14 protein-coding genes are annotated in these 19,434 nt (G+C 61.6%); 5 read left to right on the top strand and 9 right to left on the bottom strand.

What is annotated here, in order from left to right:
* Nucleotides 1-83: 83 nt before the first annotated feature.
* Nucleotides 84-1,031, top strand: a complete 948-nt coding sequence (locus I5L03_RS13050) for a tetratricopeptide repeat protein (protein WP_197922497.1) — start codon at nucleotides 84-86, stop codon at nucleotides 1,029-1,031.
* Complete coding sequence (tilS, locus tag I5L03_RS13045; RefSeq protein ID WP_234035252.1) at nucleotides 997-1,965, top strand: tRNA lysidine(34) synthetase TilS; 969 nt, start codon at nucleotides 997-999, stop codon at nucleotides 1,963-1,965. The genes I5L03_RS13050 and tilS overlap by 35 nt, the downstream gene beginning before the upstream one ends.
* 2 nt (nucleotides 1,966-1,967) lie before the next feature.
* Here the strand turns inward: tilS and I5L03_RS13040 are convergent, their stop codons facing one another.
* From I5L03_RS13040 to I5L03_RS13005, 8 genes are all read right to left on the bottom strand, one after another.
* Nucleotides 1,968-2,726, bottom strand: a complete 759-nt coding sequence (locus I5L03_RS13040; RefSeq protein WP_325100212.1) for a L,D-transpeptidase family protein — start codon at nucleotides 2,724-2,726, stop codon at nucleotides 1,968-1,970.
* 105 nt (nucleotides 2,727-2,831) lie between these two features.
* The gene (locus I5L03_RS13035) at nucleotides 2,832-5,606 is read right to left on the bottom strand and encodes a phosphoenolpyruvate carboxylase (protein WP_197922480.1); all 2,775 of its coding nucleotides are present in this window, start codon (nucleotides 5,604-5,606) and stop codon (nucleotides 2,832-2,834) included.
* Complete coding sequence (gene eda, locus I5L03_RS13030) at nucleotides 5,603-6,226, bottom strand: bifunctional 4-hydroxy-2-oxoglutarate aldolase/2-dehydro-3-deoxy-phosphogluconate aldolase (RefSeq protein WP_197922479.1); 624 nt, start codon at nucleotides 6,224-6,226, stop codon at nucleotides 5,603-5,605. The genes I5L03_RS13035 and eda overlap by 4 nt, the downstream gene beginning before the upstream one ends.
* Nucleotides 6,226-7,203, bottom strand: coding sequence for a glucokinase (locus I5L03_RS13025; RefSeq protein ID WP_197922478.1), 978 nt, complete (start codon nucleotides 7,201-7,203; stop codon nucleotides 6,226-6,228). The genes eda and I5L03_RS13025 overlap by 1 nt, the downstream gene beginning before the upstream one ends.
* Before the next feature lie 30 nt (nucleotides 7,204-7,233).
* The gene (gene edd / locus I5L03_RS13020) at nucleotides 7,234-9,048 is read right to left on the bottom strand and encodes a phosphogluconate dehydratase (protein WP_197922477.1); all 1,815 of its coding nucleotides are present in this window, start codon (nucleotides 9,046-9,048) and stop codon (nucleotides 7,234-7,236) included.
* On the bottom strand, nucleotides 9,041-10,483 hold the full coding sequence (gene zwf / locus I5L03_RS13015) for a glucose-6-phosphate dehydrogenase (protein WP_197922476.1): 1,443 nt from the start codon (nucleotides 10,481-10,483) through the stop codon (nucleotides 9,041-9,043). Before zwf ends, edd begins: the two co-directional genes overlap by 8 nt.
* A gap of 39 nt (nucleotides 10,484-10,522) precedes the next feature.
* On the bottom strand, nucleotides 10,523-11,317 hold the full coding sequence (locus I5L03_RS13010; protein WP_197922475.1) for a transglutaminase-like domain-containing protein: 795 nt from the start codon (nucleotides 11,315-11,317) through the stop codon (nucleotides 10,523-10,525).
* Nucleotides 11,314-11,745 carry a secondary thiamine-phosphate synthase enzyme YjbQ gene (locus tag I5L03_RS13005; RefSeq protein ID WP_197922474.1) on the bottom strand — a complete coding sequence of 144 codons (432 nt, stop codon included), beginning with the start codon at nucleotides 11,743-11,745 and terminating at the stop codon, nucleotides 11,314-11,316. The genes I5L03_RS13010 and I5L03_RS13005 overlap by 4 nt, the downstream gene beginning before the upstream one ends.
* A gap of 95 nt (nucleotides 11,746-11,840) precedes the next feature.
* Here I5L03_RS13005 and I5L03_RS13000 point away from each other — a divergent pair, with 95 nt between their 5' ends.
* The 3 genes from I5L03_RS13000 to I5L03_RS12990 all read left to right on the top strand — a co-directional run bounded on the left by I5L03_RS13000 (nucleotide 11,841) and on the right by I5L03_RS12990 (nucleotide 17,808).
* Entirely contained in the window at nucleotides 11,841-13,157 is a 1,317-nt protein-coding gene (locus I5L03_RS13000) for an amidohydrolase family protein (protein WP_197922473.1), read from the top strand.
* Nucleotides 13,154-14,356: an amidohydrolase family protein gene (locus tag I5L03_RS12995; RefSeq protein WP_197922463.1), complete on the top strand. Its 1,203-nt coding sequence runs from the start codon at nucleotides 13,154-13,156 to the stop codon at nucleotides 14,354-14,356. The genes I5L03_RS13000 and I5L03_RS12995 overlap by 4 nt, the downstream gene beginning before the upstream one ends.
* Before the next feature lie 65 nt (nucleotides 14,357-14,421).
* Nucleotides 14,422-17,808 (top strand): type ISP restriction/modification enzyme, encoded by a 3,387-nt coding sequence (locus I5L03_RS12990; protein ID WP_197922453.1) that lies wholly within the window; start codon nucleotides 14,422-14,424, stop codon nucleotides 17,806-17,808.
* A gap of 190 nt (nucleotides 17,809-17,998) precedes the next feature.
* Here I5L03_RS12990 and rimO read toward each other — a convergent pair whose 3' ends face one another.
* Nucleotides 17,999-19,390: a 30S ribosomal protein S12 methylthiotransferase RimO gene (gene rimO / locus I5L03_RS12985; protein WP_197922448.1), complete on the bottom strand. Its 1,392-nt coding sequence runs from the start codon at nucleotides 19,388-19,390 to the stop codon at nucleotides 17,999-18,001.
* Nucleotides 19,391-19,434 lie beyond the last annotated feature (44 nt).

Raw genomic sequence — 19,434 nt, 5'->3', positions numbered from 1 at the left:
TCTCGCACGCGTTAATCATATATCTTGGCAGGGCATGGCAGTGTGCCAGCAAAGCTTTTGAATTTCAGGAGGTATTCGCGGCGATGAAATGGATTTCTGCACCCAAGGCAGCAACCAACGCCATTCTGGGCTCGCTCTCATTGGCGCTGATCGTCGTGGCGACCCCTGCCTCGGCGCAGGTCGACAATCGGCTGGACCGGATCGAGCGGCAGTTGAACGCTCTCCAGCGCGCAGTGTTTCCCGGCGGCGATGATCGCTTTTTCGAGCCTGAAATCACACCGGAAGCGAACACTTCCGGCCAGGTCACAAGCCAGCCGCAAGTCACCACCAGCGCGCTGACGGACGTGCTGGTCCGCCTCGACGCGATCGAGCAGCAGCTCGCTCGGCTGACCGCAGCAACCGAAGTCAATGAAAACGCGCTTGCCGCATTGGAGACGCGCATAGTCGCAATCGAGAATGGAGCGATGGCTGCGGCTCCCGCGCCAAATACCACCACTGCTCCGGCAGATGAGCGCCCGAGCGGCGTCATTCCGGTGCCTGAAGACACCGCCGAAGTGGAGCTGCCCGAACCTCCGGCACAGACCGCACCTTCACCCGAGCGCCTCGCCGCCGTGCAGGCCATCGCCAAGCCTGCGACCGGCGATGCTGGCGATGACGAATATGTCTACGGCTTCCGCCTGTGGGATGCGGGCTTCTATCCCGAAGCGCAGCAGCAATTGGCGCTTTTCGTCGCACAATATCCCAATCACCCGCGTACGACCTTCGGCCGCAACCTGCTCGGCCGCGCTTTCCTCGATGCCGGCGATCCGCGTGCAGCGGCGACCCATTTCTTCGAGAATTACCAGGCTGATAGCTCTGCCGCCCGCGCGCCGGACAGCCTGCTCTATCTTGCCGAAAGTATGATCGCGCTTGATGACACGAACCGCGCCTGCATCGCGCTCGCTGAATTCGGCGATACCTATCCCGCGCTCGCCGTGGGCCGCCTGTCCGGCATGTATGAAAGCCTCGGAGGCCGTGTCGACTGCGATTGATCCGGAGCTTGTGGCGCGGTTCAAAGCCGCGCTCGACCGGCTGAATCCCGATGGCGGGAAAATCGGCCTCGCGGTGAGCGGCGGACCTGACTCCATGGCGATGCTGCTGCTGGCTCAGGAAGCGATCCCCGGCCAGTTCGAAGTCGCGACAGTCGACCACGGCCTGCGCCCCGAAGCGAAAGACGAGTGCGCGCTGGTGTTGACGGCCTGCGAAGAGCGCGGTGTGCCGTGCGAGGTGCTCACCGTTAAGGTTGGCGAGGGCAATGTGCAGGCCAAGGCGCGCGAGGCGCGGTATGCGGCACTTGATCGCTGGGGAAAGCGGCGCCGCATCCGGACGCTCGCGACTGCGCACCATGCCAATGATCAGATGGAAACTATACTCATGCGGCTTAACCGGGGCTGCGGCACATCCGGACTTTCTGCTATTCGTGATCGGACTTATGTCAGCCGTTGGCGCGCGCTTGTTCGACCCCTACTATCGTTCAGCCGCGGGGAGCTTGGGAAGGTAGTCGAGAGTGCGCGTATTGCCGTCGCACACGATCCGAGCAATGCCGACACGAGTTTCGAACGGATTCAGATCCGGAGTGCTCTTTCGCAAATCGATTGCCTTGACCCCAAGGGCTTTTCTGTGAGCGCCCAGCATATGGAAGACGCCGACATGCTTTGTGAGTGGGCGGTGAACATGTGGCTTTCCGACAACGAAAAGACCGAAAAAGGTGGCTTGCGCCACCCTGTGCCGATCGCGCGATATATGCACTTCCCAATTCTGGAAACACAGTTCCGCCTCATGGGAGCAACGCCAAGGGGGCGGGACCTCGCGCAGCTGATGGATCAATTGCGTAAGGGCAAAGGCGGCAATGTGGCGGGCATTCTTGTTAAAGTTGACAAGGGTGATTGGGTGTATCGACCCGAACCTCCGAGGCGGACGGGCTAGCCCTACCGCTCCCGGTAATCCAGCGAGCCACCAACGCCAGTCATCACACCATCGGTGATAATCACCACATCGCCCAGCTCGGCAATGTCGAACAGGCGGCTGGCGAATTCGTCGGGCACGCCGATGCAGCCGTGGCTGGCGTAGCCGAGCTCCACGGTCGATCCGCCGTGCACCGCGATCCCGTCCCATGTCAGGCGCAGGGTCCAAGGCATGGGGGCGTTGTTGTATTTCTCGGAGACGTTGTGGCGTTCCTTGGTCAGGATCGGGAATACGCCGGTGGGTGTAGGGTGCTCCGGCGTGCCGAGAAGGGCGGCAGCGGCGCCGATTTCATAGCCATCGCGGAATACGCTGATCACGCGCGCCTGCAAGTCGACGGTCATCACCAGCGGGCCATCGGGAACACCTTCATCGTCCCAATACCATTCGCCGTAGCGGATGGGGCCTTCGATCGGCAGGACGCGCTTGATGACGAAGGGATTATCCGGATCATAGTCGGGCGTTTCCTGCACGACTTCGCGGCTGAGATAGGCAATTTCTTCCTCGCTCAGCGGGTCATTGCCGTAATATTCGCCGTCGGCATTCGCGAGCACTTCGGCCTCGCTCACGTCGTGATCGGAGACGACAGCGTCGCCTTCCACCAGCACGTCTTCCGGGGTGAGCCAGCCGCTGGTGTGGTCCTGCGCTTCCAGCGAATTACCGGCAAACACCGCGCTGGCGACAATCGCCACCACGCCAAGGCTGAGGCCAAGAATCCATTTCACGCCGCTTTCCATGAGTGGCGGTATACGCGCAAATGCGCGCAAATCCTACAGCCCAGCTGCGCGCGTCCCGCTTCGAGACGACACGAAGCGCGCGGGTGACCGGCGTTAACCGTGCGCGCCGAAGATATTGGCAATGGCGGTGGAGAGACGCAGCGAAAGCGAGTAGGCGCGCTCGATCGGGTCGATATAGTCGCGGTGGATCGCTTCATAGCCTTCATCCGCACCGTCCGGCCAATCGGCTGCTTCGGTGAGATCGAAGCGCGAAATGCGCGGGAAAGTGCGCGGATAGGCACGGCGCAATTGCGCCAGCGCATCGTCGATCCGCAGGGTGAAGACCATCTCCAGCACATCGTCGCGGCTCACATCGTTGGCGCGGCTGAACACCGGCACGCTGACCGCGCGGATAAACATCGCCTGCATCAGAGCGAGCCGCAGCGATTGCGCGACACCGATCATCCGGCGCTTGTCCTCACGGTTTGCGGTCGGCGCTTCATCCGGGATGTGATCGAGCAGGCGGTGCAGCTTCATCGCATCCACGCGCAACCGGCTCGCAAGACGGCGAAACACGCCGACACGGTCATCTTTGACGAGATATTCGGACAGGTTCTCGCACGCCATGGACAGGTGCTGCTCGGTCCCGCGATAGGGGCGGCTGGCCCAATAGGCGGAATTGAACAGCTCACCATAGGCGGCAACCGTCTTCACGCTGGCGAGGGCATTGGCCGCACGCACCAGACGCACCAGCTCACGCCCGCGCGCGCTTTCCTGCAGCAATTCGCCGATTTCCTCGTAATTGCCTTCGGCGGCTTCGCCGATCCCGGCAATCACATTCACCGGATAGCCGAGCTGTTGAAGGATCGCATTGTGCGGGATCGCACGGATCTGCCGCAGGTTCATGTCGCGGTCTGCGGAAATGTCGCTCTGGCGGCGCGACACGCGGCTGCCGGTGCTGTTGAGCAGGCCGAGGCCGAACGCCGTAATCGCGCGGCTGTAAATCCGGCTTTCGAGATGCTCGCGCTGGTGATCCTTGATGGCGCGGTAGAAATCGAGGCTCAGATCGGTGCGGCGGTAGAATACGTCCACCGGCGCGTCAGTATCGGTTTCGGCAGGGCGCAGGCACGCAATGCGGGTGAGCGTGGCGCGGGCGAGTTCGGGCGTTGCATACCACAGATAGCCATCGCCGCCCTGGAAGCTGACTTCGGGCTCCAGCGTTATGCCGGCACGGGCAAAGCGCCGCTTGGCCCACGGCGAAAGCGGCCAGTCCAGCCGGTCCGCCATCTTGGTGGGATGCGCACCGCGGCCCATGCTTTCGCCATGGGTGTTGAAAATGAGCGCATTTACCTCGGTAAGACCATTCGCCTCCATCGCTTCCGAAAGGCGGCCCTGAAGCCGTTCGATTGCGAGGCTGGCCGGTATCTGGCCGACGAAGCGACCCGCATCGGAAAAGCCGGTTTGGATAGCGATGCGGCCACGCTTCCTGGCGTAGTCCCGATAGACTTCTTCTGCCAGAAGCTCATCAAGGAAGCGGCCGCCGTGTTCCAGCGCGGTTTCAGTTTCGAACAGCGGCGATACATCGACTTTGTCCTCGATTCCGAACAGTTTCGCGAAATAGACGGCGGCAAGCACGGTGGCGGGCTCTTCGCATTCGGCAATCAGCATGCGGATTGGCGTGTCCGCGTCGATATGCTGGAGGATCTGCGCCATGGCGAGGAACTGGCGGATGGCCGTACTCGCCTCGATCGCGAGCGAGCCGAAATTGCTGCGATGCGGCTTCACCTTGGCGATGGCGCGGCGCAGATGGACGACAGCGCCCTTGCTCGCGAGATCGAGATTACCGTCCGGATCGATCCGGCGGCGGATGGCATTGTGCAGCTGTTTCGCATTCACGCGGAAGTGGATCCAGCCCATGCCAAGGCCATCGGCACGCATGGATGCGGCAAGGGTTTTCAGGGCAACAGCACGCTTGGCATCGTCGCTCTCTGCAGCTTCGCTATCGAGTGCATCGATGAACTTTTTGAGGCTGAGCAGCTTGCGCGGATCGCTCGCGGTCAGGCGATTGGCGGCAACCGAAAGAGCGGCGGGATCGGTCAGGTCAGACGTGAAATCCTGCGCGCGTTCTATCGCGTAAAGGGCAGCGGGACGCAGTTCGCCGAGCAGCGGGTGATCGGCGTCGATCTCTTCCAGAGCGGCGACATAGCGTTGCAGGCGCTCGGCCTTTTCAGAGAGGCGAAAGCCGATCGAGTTGGACCAGGTAATGTCCGTGCGGCCATCCATGTCGTAGCCGACCCAGCTCGCAAACCGGAACGGCACCGGATTGAGCTTTGCCCATTGGTCCGGCCAGGTTTCGCGCGCATGGGCGAGGACCTGGCTGACGATGGCGCTGCGGGCATCCTGCGCATTGGCGATGGCCCGCATAGCGCGCTGGTGTTCGTAGGCGAGCGTCACTTGCGGTCGATCAGTGCCAACGACATTATCGCCGATCTCGCCTTTGCCCGATGCAGCGTCTGCAACTGCAGCCGACTGGTCCGGCGTCAGCAGAAAGGTCGGGTGCGCGGTGAAAACGGCGTGCAGGCTTGGGCTTTCCCAGCGCTTCTGAAAGGCAGCGAAATCACCATTGCCAAAACTATCCGCCAGCGCGTTTTCGTTTGCTTGCTCATCAAGCGGAGCGACCATGCACTCCAGCCGGGTCGCGCGCTCTTTGAGAGAGGCGACTTCCAGCTCGGCCACAATCGCTTCAAAATCGTCGAGCGACATTTCGCCCGCTTCCAGATCGCGCGACAAATCATGCGCCAATTGGAAAACCGGATTGAATAGCGGAGTCTCCTCCGTCCGACGGTGGAGTTCCTGCAGGCGTTCGGATAATTCGCTTACAGATTTCATGCGGGAGCCAGCTCGCAAGCTTCTTTGGCGAGACGAGTGATTTCCTCAGGCGACGCACCGGCAGGCGCCACCCAGCTGCCGCCGACACAAAGCACTTGCTCCATGGCAAGCCATTCGGGCGCGTTGCTCGCCGAAACGCCGCCGGTCGGGCAAAATTTGCACTGGAAGAAAGGCGCGGCGAGCGATTTCAGCGCGGGCACGCCGCCATTTGCCATCGCGGGGAAGAATTTGAAGTGTTTCAGCCCCAGATCCATGCCGCGCATGATGTCACCCGAATTGGCGATACCGGGCAGAAACGGAATGCGCGATTTCACCGCTGCCGTCCCCAGTTTTTCGGTCAGGCCAGGGGACACGATGAACTCGCTTCCCGCATCCACCGCAGCGTGAAGCTGATCGGGATTGGTGACGGTGCCAGCTCCCACTATCGCTCCGGGCACGAGATTCATGCGCTTGATCGCTTCGAGCGCATGCTCGGTGCGCAGCGTGACTTCGAGGACTTTCAGCCCGCCTTCAACCAGCGCCTCTGCGGTCTCCCGCGCGTGGCCGATATCTTCCACAACCAGCACCGGAATAACCGGAGCGGTGCGCATGATTGCTTCGATATTGTCGGGCGCGCTCATCAGGCGTCTCCATATTTCTGGGAAAAGGCAGCCGCCGCGCCGAACAGGCCGGGCTGCGGGTGAGTGATCAGTTTGACCGGCAGGCTCGCCATCAGGCCTTCGAACCGGCCCTTTGCGCGAAAGCGTTCGGCAAAGCCCGATTGTGGCAAATGGTCGCGCAGCCGGTATCCAAGCCCGCCCGCAATCACGACGGCTTTTGCGCCATGCGCCAGCGCCATGTCACCGGCGACGGACCCCAGCGACAGGCAGAAACGGTCCACTGCGGCAGCGGCAAGAATATCCTCGCCATTCATGCCCTTGGTCCAGATTTCGATATCGTCGAGTTCGGGGACGCTCTTGTTCTCCATCGCGGCGAGCGTGTGATAAATGTCTGAAATGGCCGGGCCGGCGACTACGCGCTCGACCGAAACGCGATTGTGGCGCTTGCGCAGGCGGGCGAGGATCGCGTCCTCGATCTGGTCGAGTGGTGCGAAGTCGATATGTCCGCCTTCGGTCGCCGACACGCGGTAGGTGCCATCGGGCTCCCGGTAGAGATGGGCGACGCCAAGGCCGGTACCCGGTCCCATCACCGTCAGCCGTCCGGTTGCAGGCAGCGTGCCTTCCGGGCCGGTCAGGTGGAGAAATTCGTCATCGCCCGCGCGCGCGACGGCATGCGCCACCGCTTCGAAATCATTGACCAGCGCTTGCCGTTCGCAGCCAAGCTTCTCGCCGATCATGGCGGGGCGGATGATCCATGGATTGTTGGTAAAGCGGATGACATCGCCGCCCACCGGGCCCGCAATCGCCATCGCCACATCGGTCGGCAGCGTGCCGCCTTTCTGCGTGCGATAATCGTCCCATGCCGACTGGAAGCTGGCGTGATCATCGGTGTGCAGCGTGATCGGCTCATCCATCGTGATCGCGCCATCCTTGGCTAGCGACGCTATGGCGAAGCGGGCGTGGGTGCCGCCAATATCTACGGTGACGATGTCGGTCATGTGGCTCTCTCCCCTGAAAGTGGTCCGGCTTTACAGCCCGGCGGTGGCGAGCATCGCGCTGCCGCCCTTTTCCGCTTCGTCCGCCAGCTGGCGGAACATCGCAAACAGCTCACGCCCCGTGCCCTGATCGGGTGCGGGATCTTCTGCTGGCGTGCGGGCCGAAAGGTCGGCGCTGGTCGAAAGCTCACCGGTTTCGGCGCAAACTTTCACCACATCGCCATCCTGCAGCAGGCTGAGCGGCCCACCGCCCAAGGCTTCGGGCGAGCAATGGATGGCGGCGGGCACTTTGCCCGAGGCACCCGACATGCGGCCATCGGTCACAAGGGCGACCTTGTATCCGCGATCCTGCAGCACCGCGAGCGGCGGGGTCAGGCTGTGAAGTTCGGGCATGCCATTGGCCTTGGGCCCCTGGAAGCGCACGACCACAACGACATCGCGGTCCAGTTCGCCTGCCTTGAAGGCGGCGACCACGTCCTTTTGCGTCTGGAACACGCGGCACGGCGCTTCGACTGTCCAACGCTCTTTCGCGACAGCGGATGATTTGAAGCATGCGCGGCCGAGATTCCCTTCGACCAGCCGCATACCGCCATCGGGCTGGAACGGATCGGCAGCGCCTTTTAGCATGGTGTCATCGCCCGAAGGCCCGACATCGCGCCAGACGAGAGCGTCGCCATCAAGGCCCGGCTCCTGCCCATATTCGTCCATCCCGCGCTTTTGACCGACACCGATCACATCGCCATGGGCTAGGCCTGCATCGACAAGCTCGCGCACGACAAAGCCCATGCCGCCGGCATCGTGGAAGTGGTTCACATCGCCCGATCCATTAGGATAGACGCGCGCCAGCAGCGGCACGGCGGAGGACAGCTCGGACAAGTCGGTCCAATCCACCTGCACGCCAGCCGCGCGGGCGAAGGCGGGGATGTGAATCGCATGGTTGGTCGAGCCGCCTGTCGCGAGCAGGCCGACCATCGCGTTGATAATCGCCTTTTCATCGACGCAGTGGCCGAGCGGGCGATAATCATTGCCGTCCTGAGTCATGCTGGCGACGCGGTGCACGGCCTCGCGGTCGAGCGCCTGCCGCAGCTTCGTGCCCGGCTGGATGAAAGCGGCGCCCGGAATATGCAGGCCCATCAGTTCCATCATCATTTGGTTGGAATTGGCAGTGCCGTAGAAAGTGCAGGTGCCCGGCGAATGGTAGGAGCCCAGCTCTGAATCGAGCAGTTCCTGCCGGGTTGCCTTACCCTCTGCATAAAGCTGGCGGGTCTTCTGCTTCTCGCTGTTGGAAATGCCGCTGGGCATTGGGCCGCTGGGCACGAAGACGGAGGGCAGATGGCCGAAGCGCAGCGCGCCGATCAGCAGGCCCGGGACAATCTTGTCGCAAATGCCGAGCAATAGCATGCCATCATACATGGCATGGCTGAGCGCGACGCCCGTCGCCATGGCAATCGCATCGCGGGAAAACAGCGAGAGCTCCATCCCCGTTTCGCCCTGCGTCACCCCGTCACACATAGCGGGCGTTCCGCCTGCGACCTGCGCCGTGGCGCCGACTTCGCGCGCGTAAATCTTCAGCCGTTCGGGATAGCGGCCGTAGGGCTGGTGGGCGGACAGCATGTCATTATACGCCGTCACCACGCCGATATTTGGGCCCTTGTTGGTCTTGAGCGCTTCCTGATCCTCCAGCGCGCCGGCAAAGGCGTGGGCTAGGTTGGAGCAGCTGACCTGGCTGCGGTCGGGGCGGTTGTCCGCCTCCCGCTGGATCAGGTCGAGATAGGCCTTGCGGCTATCCTTCGATTTCTCGATCACGCGCGCCGTGACGCGCTCGATGGTGGGGTGCAGCTTAGTCATGCCAGCTTACTCCGTCACGTTCGACCAGCGCGATTGCCTTGGACGGGCCCCAGCTTCCTGCGGCGTAAGTCTTGGGCGCGCGGTCTTCCTTTTCCCAGATTTCGCGGATGGAATCGATCCAGCGCCATTGCGCTTCGACTTCATCACGCCGCACGAACAGCGTCTGACGGCCATCGACCAGGTCGAGCAACAGCCGCTCATAGGCGATCCGTTTGAACTTGCCGGTAAAGGCATCGGGCATGGTGATATCGAGCGGCACCTGCCGCAGGGTCATGCCTTCATTCTCGATGCCCGGAACCTTGGCCATCATGGAAAGATGGATGTTTTCTTCGGGCTGGATGCCGATCACGAGGCGGTTCTGCTTCAGCTTCGCGCCGGGGAAGATGTTGTGCGGCACGCAGCGGAATTGCACCACGATTTCGGTTACGCGTTCGGGCATGCGTTTGCCGGTGCGCAGGTAGAAAGGCACCCCCTGCCAGCGCCAATTGTCGATATGGGCCTTCAGCGCCACGAAAGTCTCGACATTGCTGTCCCGGCCCAGCTCTTCATCGTATCCGGCCACCGGCTGGCCATCGACTGCGCCCTTGCGATACTGACCGGTGACGCTTTCGTCCGGCTCCATCTTGCGCAACGAACGCAGGACCTTCACCTTCTCGTCGCGCACCGCTCCGGCATCGAAGCTGACCGGCGGCTCCATCGCGACGAGCGCGAGCAATTGCAGCATGTGGTTCTGCACCATGTCGCGCAGCGCGCCTGCGCTTTCATAGAAATCCGCGCGGCCTTCCAGCCCCACGGTCTCGCCCACGGAAATCTGCACATGCTCGATATGCTGGCTGTTCCACAGCGGCTCGAAGAACATATTGGCAAAGCGCAGCGCGATAAGGTTCTGCACCGTCTCCTTGCCAAGGTAATGGTCGATGCGGAAAATACGGTCTTCGCTGAAGGCCGATGCCACCGCATCATTGATCGCGCAGCTGCTTTCCAGATCGGTGCCGAGCGGCTTTTCAAGGCAGATGCGCGAGTTTTCGCCTGCAAGCCCGTGCTCGGCCAGTCCCTTGATGGTCGGTTCGAACAGGCTGGGCGCGGTGGAGAGGAAGATCGCGACCTGCCGGTTGTCGCCTTCTTTCAAGCCTGCCTTTTCGGCGAGCGCCGCATAGCCTTCGGGCGTCGTCACATCGAGTTGGCTGTAGCTCAGCTTGTTGAGGAATTCGGCCATCCGTCCGCGGCGGTGATCGGGCAGGTAAGTCTCGATTGCCTCGCGCGCCAGATTGCGGAAATCATTGTCGGATAATTCGGACCGCGCGGTGCCGATGATCCGCAGGTCCGCGTGCAGCAAATCCTCGGCGTGAAGCGCGCACAGCGACGGCAGAAGCATCCTCTTGGATAGGTCACCCGTTGCCCCGAACAGGATCAGCGTATCGGCCTTGATATTCATTATTGGTCCGATCCTCTCAATACATTCAATTGCGCCGCGTCACGCGGCTTCGCGCACATCGACCGAGTTGCTCTGAAACTGGGCAAAGCCGAATGTGGTCATAAAGCTAACATCTGCAGCGTCGCGGCCAATGCCGATTTTCACCGTCTCGGCAGGGTCAGCCATGCCGGTGGGATCGACGATACGCCATTTGCCGCCGTCACCATCATGCTCGACGAAAAGCTCAGCCACCGCGTGGAAATCCTGCGGCGAAACGCCCGGAGCATAGCAGCTGGTATAGCGCGCCGGAATGGCAGACGCACGGGCCAGCGCGATCATCACATGGGCGAAATCCCGGCAGATGCCGCGCCGGTCGCCAAAAGTGTCTAGCGCTGTTGTCGCCGGGCCCGATGCGCCGGGCTCATAGGTAATATTCTGCGCGATCCAGTCGTGCATGGCGACGATCTTGTCGCCGCCGGTATATGTGCCGAAACGATCTGCCACGAAGTTTTGCATACGGTCCGCCTGGCAATACCGCGAATCGAATACGTATTCCACTGCATGGCCGGGCATTTCATGCGGCTTGAGCAAGCGAAATTCGTGCATGTCCGGGGCATCGCGCGTCACCTCCACCTTCGCTTCATAGGTGACTTCAACATCGCCATCGGCGCGCACCCAGATCCGCTCTCCCACTTCGTCCTGTGCTGGCACGCGGACAAATTGCAGCGGATCGCTGACCCTGGTGTTCGCCGAAATGACCCGCTGGTCGGAAAGGGGAGCCGCCTCAAATTGCAAGAGGCAATCGGTTGGTTGTTGAAGCTGGAAGGCGAAGCTTGAATTGATTTGGAGGATCATACCTCACTAACCCGCTCACCCAGCAAATGTGCCACGATTTCGCGGCGGTGTGGCATTGCGCGGTGTTCGGCGAGGTAAATGCCTTGCCAAGTGCCCAACACCATACGGCCATCGGCCACCGGAATGGAGAGCGAGGCGCCTGTCAGCATGGTGCGAATATGCGCGGGCATATCGTCCGGCCCTTCATCGTCATGTTCGTAGGTGTCGCCTTCAGGCGCGGCCTTGCTCAGCCATCGCAGCAAATCACGCTTCACCGCAGGCGCGGCATTTTCATTGATCAGCAGGCTGGCACTCGTGTGGCGGCAGAAGAGCGTGAGCAAGCCTGTTTCGATCCCGGTATCGCTGATCCAGTCCGCCACCTCGCGCGTGAATTCATACAGCGCCTGGCCTTGTGTGGAGATGGTGAAGCGGGTCTGTGATTGCTGCATGATGGCAGACATAGCCGCCGCGCCAATCCGGTGAAAGGTCCGCTTGCATTGCGCATCCCGCGCGCTAGTCTCCGCGCGGACAGGAGAGATCTTTCATGATGAAGTTTAGATGCGCGCTCGCCGCGAGCGTTGGTTTTATGGCGTTGGCAGCCAGCCCCGTCGCTGCGCAGGAAGTGCCCATCGCATTCACCAATGCGACGATCCACACGATGGATAGCGATAGCGGCCTTGGCACGATCGAAGGCGGCACGATGGTCATCCATGAAGGGATGATCGTTGCCATCGGCGGTGCGGATACGAGCATTCCCGCGGGCGCGGAAATGCGCGATGCGAGCGGGATGATCATCATGCCCGGCATCGTCGATACGCACTCGCATATCGGAGAGGTTTCGGGAGCGGACAGTTCCGCCGCGATCCAGCCGGATGTGCGCGCGCTCGATGCGATCAATGTGCGCGACAGCTCTATCGCCCGCGCGCGGTCGGGTGGTGTGACAACGGCCAATGTGATGCCGGGCTCCGGACACCTGATGGGCGGCCAGACATTCTATATGCACCTTGTCGATGGCTATAACATTCGCGACCTCGCTTTCATCGACGAGGACGGCGACATGATGGGCGGGATGAAGATGGCCAATGGCACCAATCCCATCCGCGAGAACCCCACCTTCCCGAGCACACGCGCGCGCTCTGCCGCGATGGTGCGCAGCCATTTCGTCGCCGCGCAGGAATATTGCGAAGGGGACCGCACGCCGCAGAATATCGGGATGGAGGCCATGTGCGAGATCCTGGATGGGGACCGCCTCGTCCATTTCCACTCGCACCGCACCGATGACATTATGACGGCGGTCAGGCTGCGCGACGAATTCGGCTTCGATCTGCTTATCCAGCACGGGATCGAAAGCGGGCGTATTGCGGACGAATTGGCCGCGGCCAATGTACCTGTCTCCGCGATCCTCGTCGATGCACCGGGCGGCAAGCTGGAAGCCGCCAATGCGAGCATCGAAACCGCCGCTGAGCTGGAGCGGGCAGGCGTTTTTATCTCGCTGCATTCGGATGACAACATTATTGATAGCCGGTTGATGTTCCGCCAGGCTGGCATTGCCGTGCGCGGCGGGATGAGCCGCGATGGCGCATTGAGGGCGATGACGATCAATGGTGCAGTCCAGCTTGGGCTGGAGGATTTGGTCGGTAGTCTGGAGCCCGGCAAATATGCCGATTTCCTGATTCTCGATGGCGATCCGCTTTCGGTCTACACCGATCTTCACGAAACATGGATTATGGGCGAATTGCTGTTCGACCGCGATAATCCGGAAGACCTGCTGCACGCCACCGGCGGCTTTGGCGCAGGCAATCCGCAGATGAATACCCACGTGCTCGAGGGCGAGGCACGCATGCTGGAGACCGAGCAATGAGCATTTTGAAAAGCGCATTCGCAGCAGGGCTTGCCATCGCATCTTTTTCCGGCGCGGCCATGGCGCAGGACGTTGCCGTTCGCGGCGGACAGGTGTGGACCATGGGCCCGCAAGGCGTGATCGCAGACGGCGTCGTCGTGATCGAGGACGGTCGCATCACCGCAGTCGGCCCGGCTAGCGACATCGCCATCCCGCAGGGCATGCAAGTGCTCGAAGCGCCGATCGTGACCCCCGGCCTGGTCGATGCGCATTCGACTGTGGGCCTCACAGGATATCTCAACCAGTTCGACGATCAGGACCAGCTCGATGACAGCAGCCCGATGCAGCCGCATTTGCGCGCCATCGATGCCTATAATCCGCATGATCGGCTGGTCGAATGGCTGCGCGAGCTGGGCATCACCACGGTCCACACCGGCCACGGCCCCGGCGCGCTCGTTTCGGGCGGAACGATGGTCGTCAAAACCACCGGCAATACGGTCGAGGCCGCTCTGGTGGAGGAAGGGACGATGATCGCCGCCAATCTCGGCACCTGGGCGCTCGATCGTTCGGGCACGCCCGGCACGCGCGGACGACAGATGGCGATGATCCGTCAGGCGCTGATCGGCGCGCGGGCAAGCATGGATGATGAAAGCCGCAGCCGCGATCTCGTCAACGAAGCTTTCATCGAAGTCATTCGCGGGGAGACACCGCTGCTGGTCACGGCCAATCGCCGGCAGGACATGCAGAGCGCGCTGCGGCTGGAAGAGGAGTTCGGTATCACCGTTATCCTAGACGGCGCGGCAGATGCGCACCTGATGCTGGACGAACTGCGCGCATGGGGCGGATCGATCATCCTGCACCCGACCATGGCACGCAATGAAGGCGAGCTGCAAAACGCGGCCTTCACCACCGCCGCCGTGCTGGCGGAGGCCGGCATCCCGTTCGCCCTGCAATCGGGATATGAAGCCTATGTGCCCAAGGTCCGCGTGGTTTTGTGGGAAGCGGGCCAAGCGGTTGCCAATGATCTCTCCCCGCAAGACGCGCTCGCCAGCATTACTATCGATGCCGCTCGGATCGTCGGAGTAGACGACCGCGTCGGCAGCCTCGAAGTCGGCAAGGACGGCGACGTGGCAATGTTCGACGGCGACCCGTTTGAATACACCAGCCACGTGACAGGCGTGGTAATCGAGGGCGAGGTGGTGAGTACCACGGCGCGGTAGGGGGCGCGGTAATCGCTTGCGATTGCAGCGCTTTCGCGTGATGTAGCCTCACGAAAGGGGCACGCATGGACATTGCCGGTTATCTCGATGAAATCACGCGCATCTACCAAAGCGGGGATGCGACGGAGCACAGCTATCGCGCGCCGCTCCAGCGCCTGTTCGAGAGCGTGGACGAGACCGCCAGCGTCATCAATGAGCCGAAGCGCAGCGAAGGCGGGATGCCCGATTTCCTGTTCCACCGCGATGGCGTGGCCTTCGGCTGGGCGGAAGCGAAGGACCTGCCCAAGGATGTGGTGAAGCTGAAAGGCTACAGCGTGGAGCAGCGCAAGCGTTACGAAGCGGCCTATCATAACCTCATCTACACAAACGGTGTCGATTTCGAATTCATCCGGGAAAGCGAAGTGATCCATCACACCTCGATTGCCGACTTTATCGGCATGGACGAAGGATTGCAGCCGCTGCCGGACAAGTTCGAAGAGCTTGAACGCCATTTGCGCCTGTTTGCCGAAGAACAGCCGATCAGCATCCGCAGCGCGAAGCGGCTGGCGGAAATGATGGCGAACAAGGCGGCGATCATCAAAGGCGAAGTCGATATCGCGCTGAAGGATGATCCCGAATTCCAGACGACGCTGGGCCGCCAATTCAAAGTGTTCAAACAGAACCTGCTGCCTAACCTCACGCCCGAAGAATTCGCCGATCTTTACGCCGAAACCATTACCTACGGCATGTTTGCAGCGCGACTGCACGATACCGAGACGCCGGAAGATTTCAGCCGGGACGAGGCTCTGAAGCTCCTCCCCAAATCGAATCCATTCCTCCGTGGTCTGTTTCAGACAATCGTTGGCTTCGATTTGCCAAAGTGGCTGATTTACGCGGTGGAAGACTTGGTCAACGTGCTGCGCGCCAGCCGCCCGCATGATCTGTTCGAGGATTTCGGCAAATTCACCGCACGCAACGATCCCTTCATCCATTTCTACGAGACGTTCCTGGCCGAATACAACCCCAAGAAGCGCAAGGCGCGCGGGGTCTGGTACACGCCCGAACCGGTGGTCGATTTCATCGTGCGCGCGGTGGACGATGTGCTGAAGACCGAATTCGATATTCCTGACGGGCTGGCCGATACCAAGAAGGTGACGGTGGATTGGGACACCGGGCAGGATGACCCCAAAACCGGCAAGCCGCGCACGATCAAGCGCGATGTGCACCGCGTGCAAATCCTCGACCCGGCGACAGGCACGGGCACTTTCCTTGCGAAGACTGTGCAGACGATTGCCGACCGGGTGAAGACCGTCGCGCCTTCCGCATGGTCGAACTATGTCGAGCGTGACCTGCTGCCGCGCCTGCATGGTTTCGAGCTGCTGATGGCAAGCTATGCCATGTGCCATATGAAGCTGGATATGCAGCTGACCGAAAGCGGCTATGTGCCCAGCACCGGCAAGCCGCCGGAGGACTGGCCCACCGGCAAGCAATGGCCCCCGCGCCTTTCGGTCTGGCTGACCAATGCGCTGGAACCCGCCGAGCGCGAGGTTAAAGACCTCTTCGCGCTACAGGCGCTGGCCGACGAAGCGAGGGGCGCGGGCGATGTTAAGCGGCAGACGCCGATCATGTGCGTTATCGGGAACCCGCCTTATTCGGGCGAAAGTGCCAACAAGGGCGATCACATCATGAACTTGATGGAAGCCTACAAGATGGAGCCGGGCGGGAAGCAGCGGCTGCAGGAGCGCAATCCTAAATGGATCAATGACGACTACGTCAAATTCATCCGCATGAGCGAGGATTTGATCGCGAAGAATCCGTCAGGCGGCGTGCTCGGCTTCATCACGAACCATGGCTATCTCGACAACCCGACTTTTCGCGGGATGCGCTGGCACCTCCTCAAGACCTTCGATAAGATTTGGGTGCTCGACCTGCATGGCAATGCGAAGAAGAAAGAGGTCAGCCCAGACGGTTCACCGGACAAGAATGTCTTCGATATTCAGCAGGGAGTGGCTTTGATTGTCGCGGTTCGGAAGGGGGAGGGCAGCGACGAACTGGCTGAGGTTTTCCATGGTGATTTGTGGGGCAGTAGAGAAACCAAGTATTCGGTTTTGCGCAATGCGTTGAGAGCAACCGAGACAGCACGGTTGGAGAGCCGTGAGCCAGACTTCCCTCTTGAACCGCGCGATTACGAGAAACTGGCAACCATCGAGAAGTGGCCAACTCTAGACGCTTTGCTTTCTACAAACTCGATGGGCGTCATGACCAAGCGAGACACGATCACGATCTGTGATACTCCGATTGAAGTGAGTAACAAGGTTGAAGATTTCAGGACCTTGGATCGTAAGGCGCTAGAGGAGAAATACGTTGGAATCCATGATGCTCGGGATTGGCATCTTCAGGGAATAAAAGCCAACATCGCAAAGCACGGAACCGATCACATCCGACCGATTATGTATCGGCCATTCGATTACCGATTCACGTATTACACGGATTTTTCGCGAGGTTTTTTAGCATATCCGGTGTTTGAGGTCGGCAAACACATGCTTAAGCGAAATTTTTGTCTGACGACGATAAGAAAGGCCGACGTTCTCCAAGACTGGACCCACTCTCTTATCCTCGATGGCATCATGGTCCACCACGCTCTCTCGATGAAAGAGGGCAATTATATATTCCCTCTCTACCTCTACCCCGACGACACCACCGACCAAGCCGACGCTCTCGCCCCCACGCAACGCACGGTCAATTTCGACCCCAAGCTCTACGCCGCCATCTGCGAGGCTGCGGGGATCGAACCTGCCGATCAGGCCGGGCCGGAGGATGATTTCCGCAAGGCGACCGGCGATGCGCGCCCGTCAGAGGTCAAGGTGTTCGATTATATCTACGGCGTGCTGCACTCGCCGGATTACCGCGAAACCTTTGCCGAATTCCTGAAAATCGACTTTCCGCGCATTCCCTATCCGGCGAGCCCCGAAGTGTTCCGCCATGTCAGCGAAAAGGGCGAAGCGCTGCGCCGCCTGCACCTGATGGAACCCGCCGCCATCGGAGAGACCGCATACCCCTTCATGGGCGAATGCGAGGATGAGGCAGAGCGCAATGTCGTGGCGAGCGGCTATCCGAAATTCACGCCCTCTCCCCTTGCGGGAGAGGGAGGAGCGCCGGACGGCGCGGAGGGTGTGGGGACCGACGCGGAGGCGTCGGCTGGCGCCGCCGACCCCTCTCCCAACCCTCTCCCGCAAGGGGAGAGGGCTATTGTTGGCCGCGTCCACATCAACAAGCACCAGTATTTCGATGGCGTGCCTGAAATCGCGTGGAAATTCCACATCGGCGGATACCAGCCGGCGCAGAAATGGCTCAAGGATCGCAAGGGCCGCGAGCTATCCTTTGCCGACTTCCAGCATTACCAGCGGATCGTCAAAATCCTGATCGAGACGGACCGCATCATGCGGGAAATCGAGCTGCCGCTGGAGGGCTAAGCCGCTTTCCTACAGCCCCTCCGCCAGTGCAAGGAGGGCGCATGGCACAATTCAACCGCCATCCGAGCGCACGGGAATTCCAACAGCCAAAGTCCATGGCTGGGACACGGACTTCTCAAAAATATCGCTGTTTTACAGAGCGATGCGGCCAGTCGGAAGCTGTCTTACAACCGCGTTCTGTGTCACACCCTTACAGCGCTACCAGCACCCCATACAGGTCATGCGCATCGGCGTCCTCAATCTCCACCTGCACGATGTCGCCAGCGGCCAGCGCATCGGGCACGTTGCGCAGGAACACTTCGCCGTCGATCTCCGGGGCGTCGGCCTGGCTGCGGCCGGTGGCGCCTATGTCGCCGTCTTCGTCCGGCTCGCCGACTTCGTCGATGATCACGGGCAGGGTGCGGCCGACTTTGGCGGCGAGTTTGGCGTTGCTGATGCTTGTCGTGACTTCCATCAGGCGCGCGTATCGCTCTTCCTTCACCTCTTCGGGCACGGGGTTGGGCAGGGCATTGGCCGCTGCGCCCTCGACCGGTTCGAAGCGGAAGCCGCCGACGCGGTCGAGCTGGGCTTCCTCCAGCCAGCGCAGCAGGTACTGGAAGTCTTCCTCGGTCTCTCCCGGAAAGCCGACCACGAAGCTGGAGCGGATGGTGAGATCGGGGCAAATGTCGCGCCACTTGCGCACGCGTTCGAGCACCTTGGCCTCATTCGCCGGGCGGCGCATGGCCTTGAGGACACTGGGTGCGGCATGCTGGAAGGGGATGTCGAGATAGGGGGTGAGCAGCCCCTCTGCCATCAGCGGGATGACCGCGTCGACATGGGGGTAGGGGTAGACATAGTGCAGGCGCACCCAGGGCGGGGTGCCCTCTGCGGTGCGTAGCTGGCCGAGCTCGCGGGCGAGGTCGGTCATGTGGGCGCGGGGTTCGCGGCCCTTCCAGCTGCGGGTCTCGTGGCGGGTGTCCACGCCGTAAGCCGAGGTGTCCTGGCTGATGACGAGCAGCTCCTTCGTGCCTGCGGCGACGAGCTTCTCGGCCTCGCGCAGGACGGCATCGATCCGGCGGCTGGCGAGCTTGCCGCGCAGGTCCGGGATGATGCAGAAGGCGCAGGAGTGGTTACACCCCTCGCTGATCTTGAGGTAGGAGTAGTGGCGCGGGGTGAGCTTGACCATCTGGTCGGATGGCTGGGGCACGAGGTCGATGAAGGGGCCCTGGCTGGGCGGTGCGGCCTCGTGCACGGCCTCGACCACGTCTTCATACTGGTGCGCGCCGGTGATCGCGAGGACCTTGGGATAGCGGGCGCGGATCAGCTCCGCCTCATCGCCCATGCAGCCGGTCACGATGACGCGGCCGTTCTCGGCGATGGCCTCGCCAATGGCCTCAAGGCTCTCCTCCTTGGCGGAATCGAGGAAGCCGCAGGTGTTGACGAGCACCACATCGGCCCCGGCATAGTCGGGCGACATCGCGTAACCGTCTGCCCGGAGGCGCGTCAGGATGCGTTCGGAATCGACCAGCGCCTTAGGGCAACCGAGCGAGACCATGCCGACACGCTTCTGGTCGGGAATTGGGGAGGCGGAGTTGGAAGCCATAATGGCCGCGCCCCTACACCCGATGCGCGGCGGGGGCTAGAGGG

It is taken from the genome of Aurantiacibacter sediminis (assembly GCF_016019885.1).
Taxonomy (GTDB): Bacteria; Pseudomonadota; Alphaproteobacteria; order Sphingomonadales; family Sphingomonadaceae; genus Alteraurantiacibacter; species Alteraurantiacibacter sediminis.
Note: the sequence above shows the minus strand (reverse complement) of the source record. Positions and strands in the feature narration are given on the sequence as shown.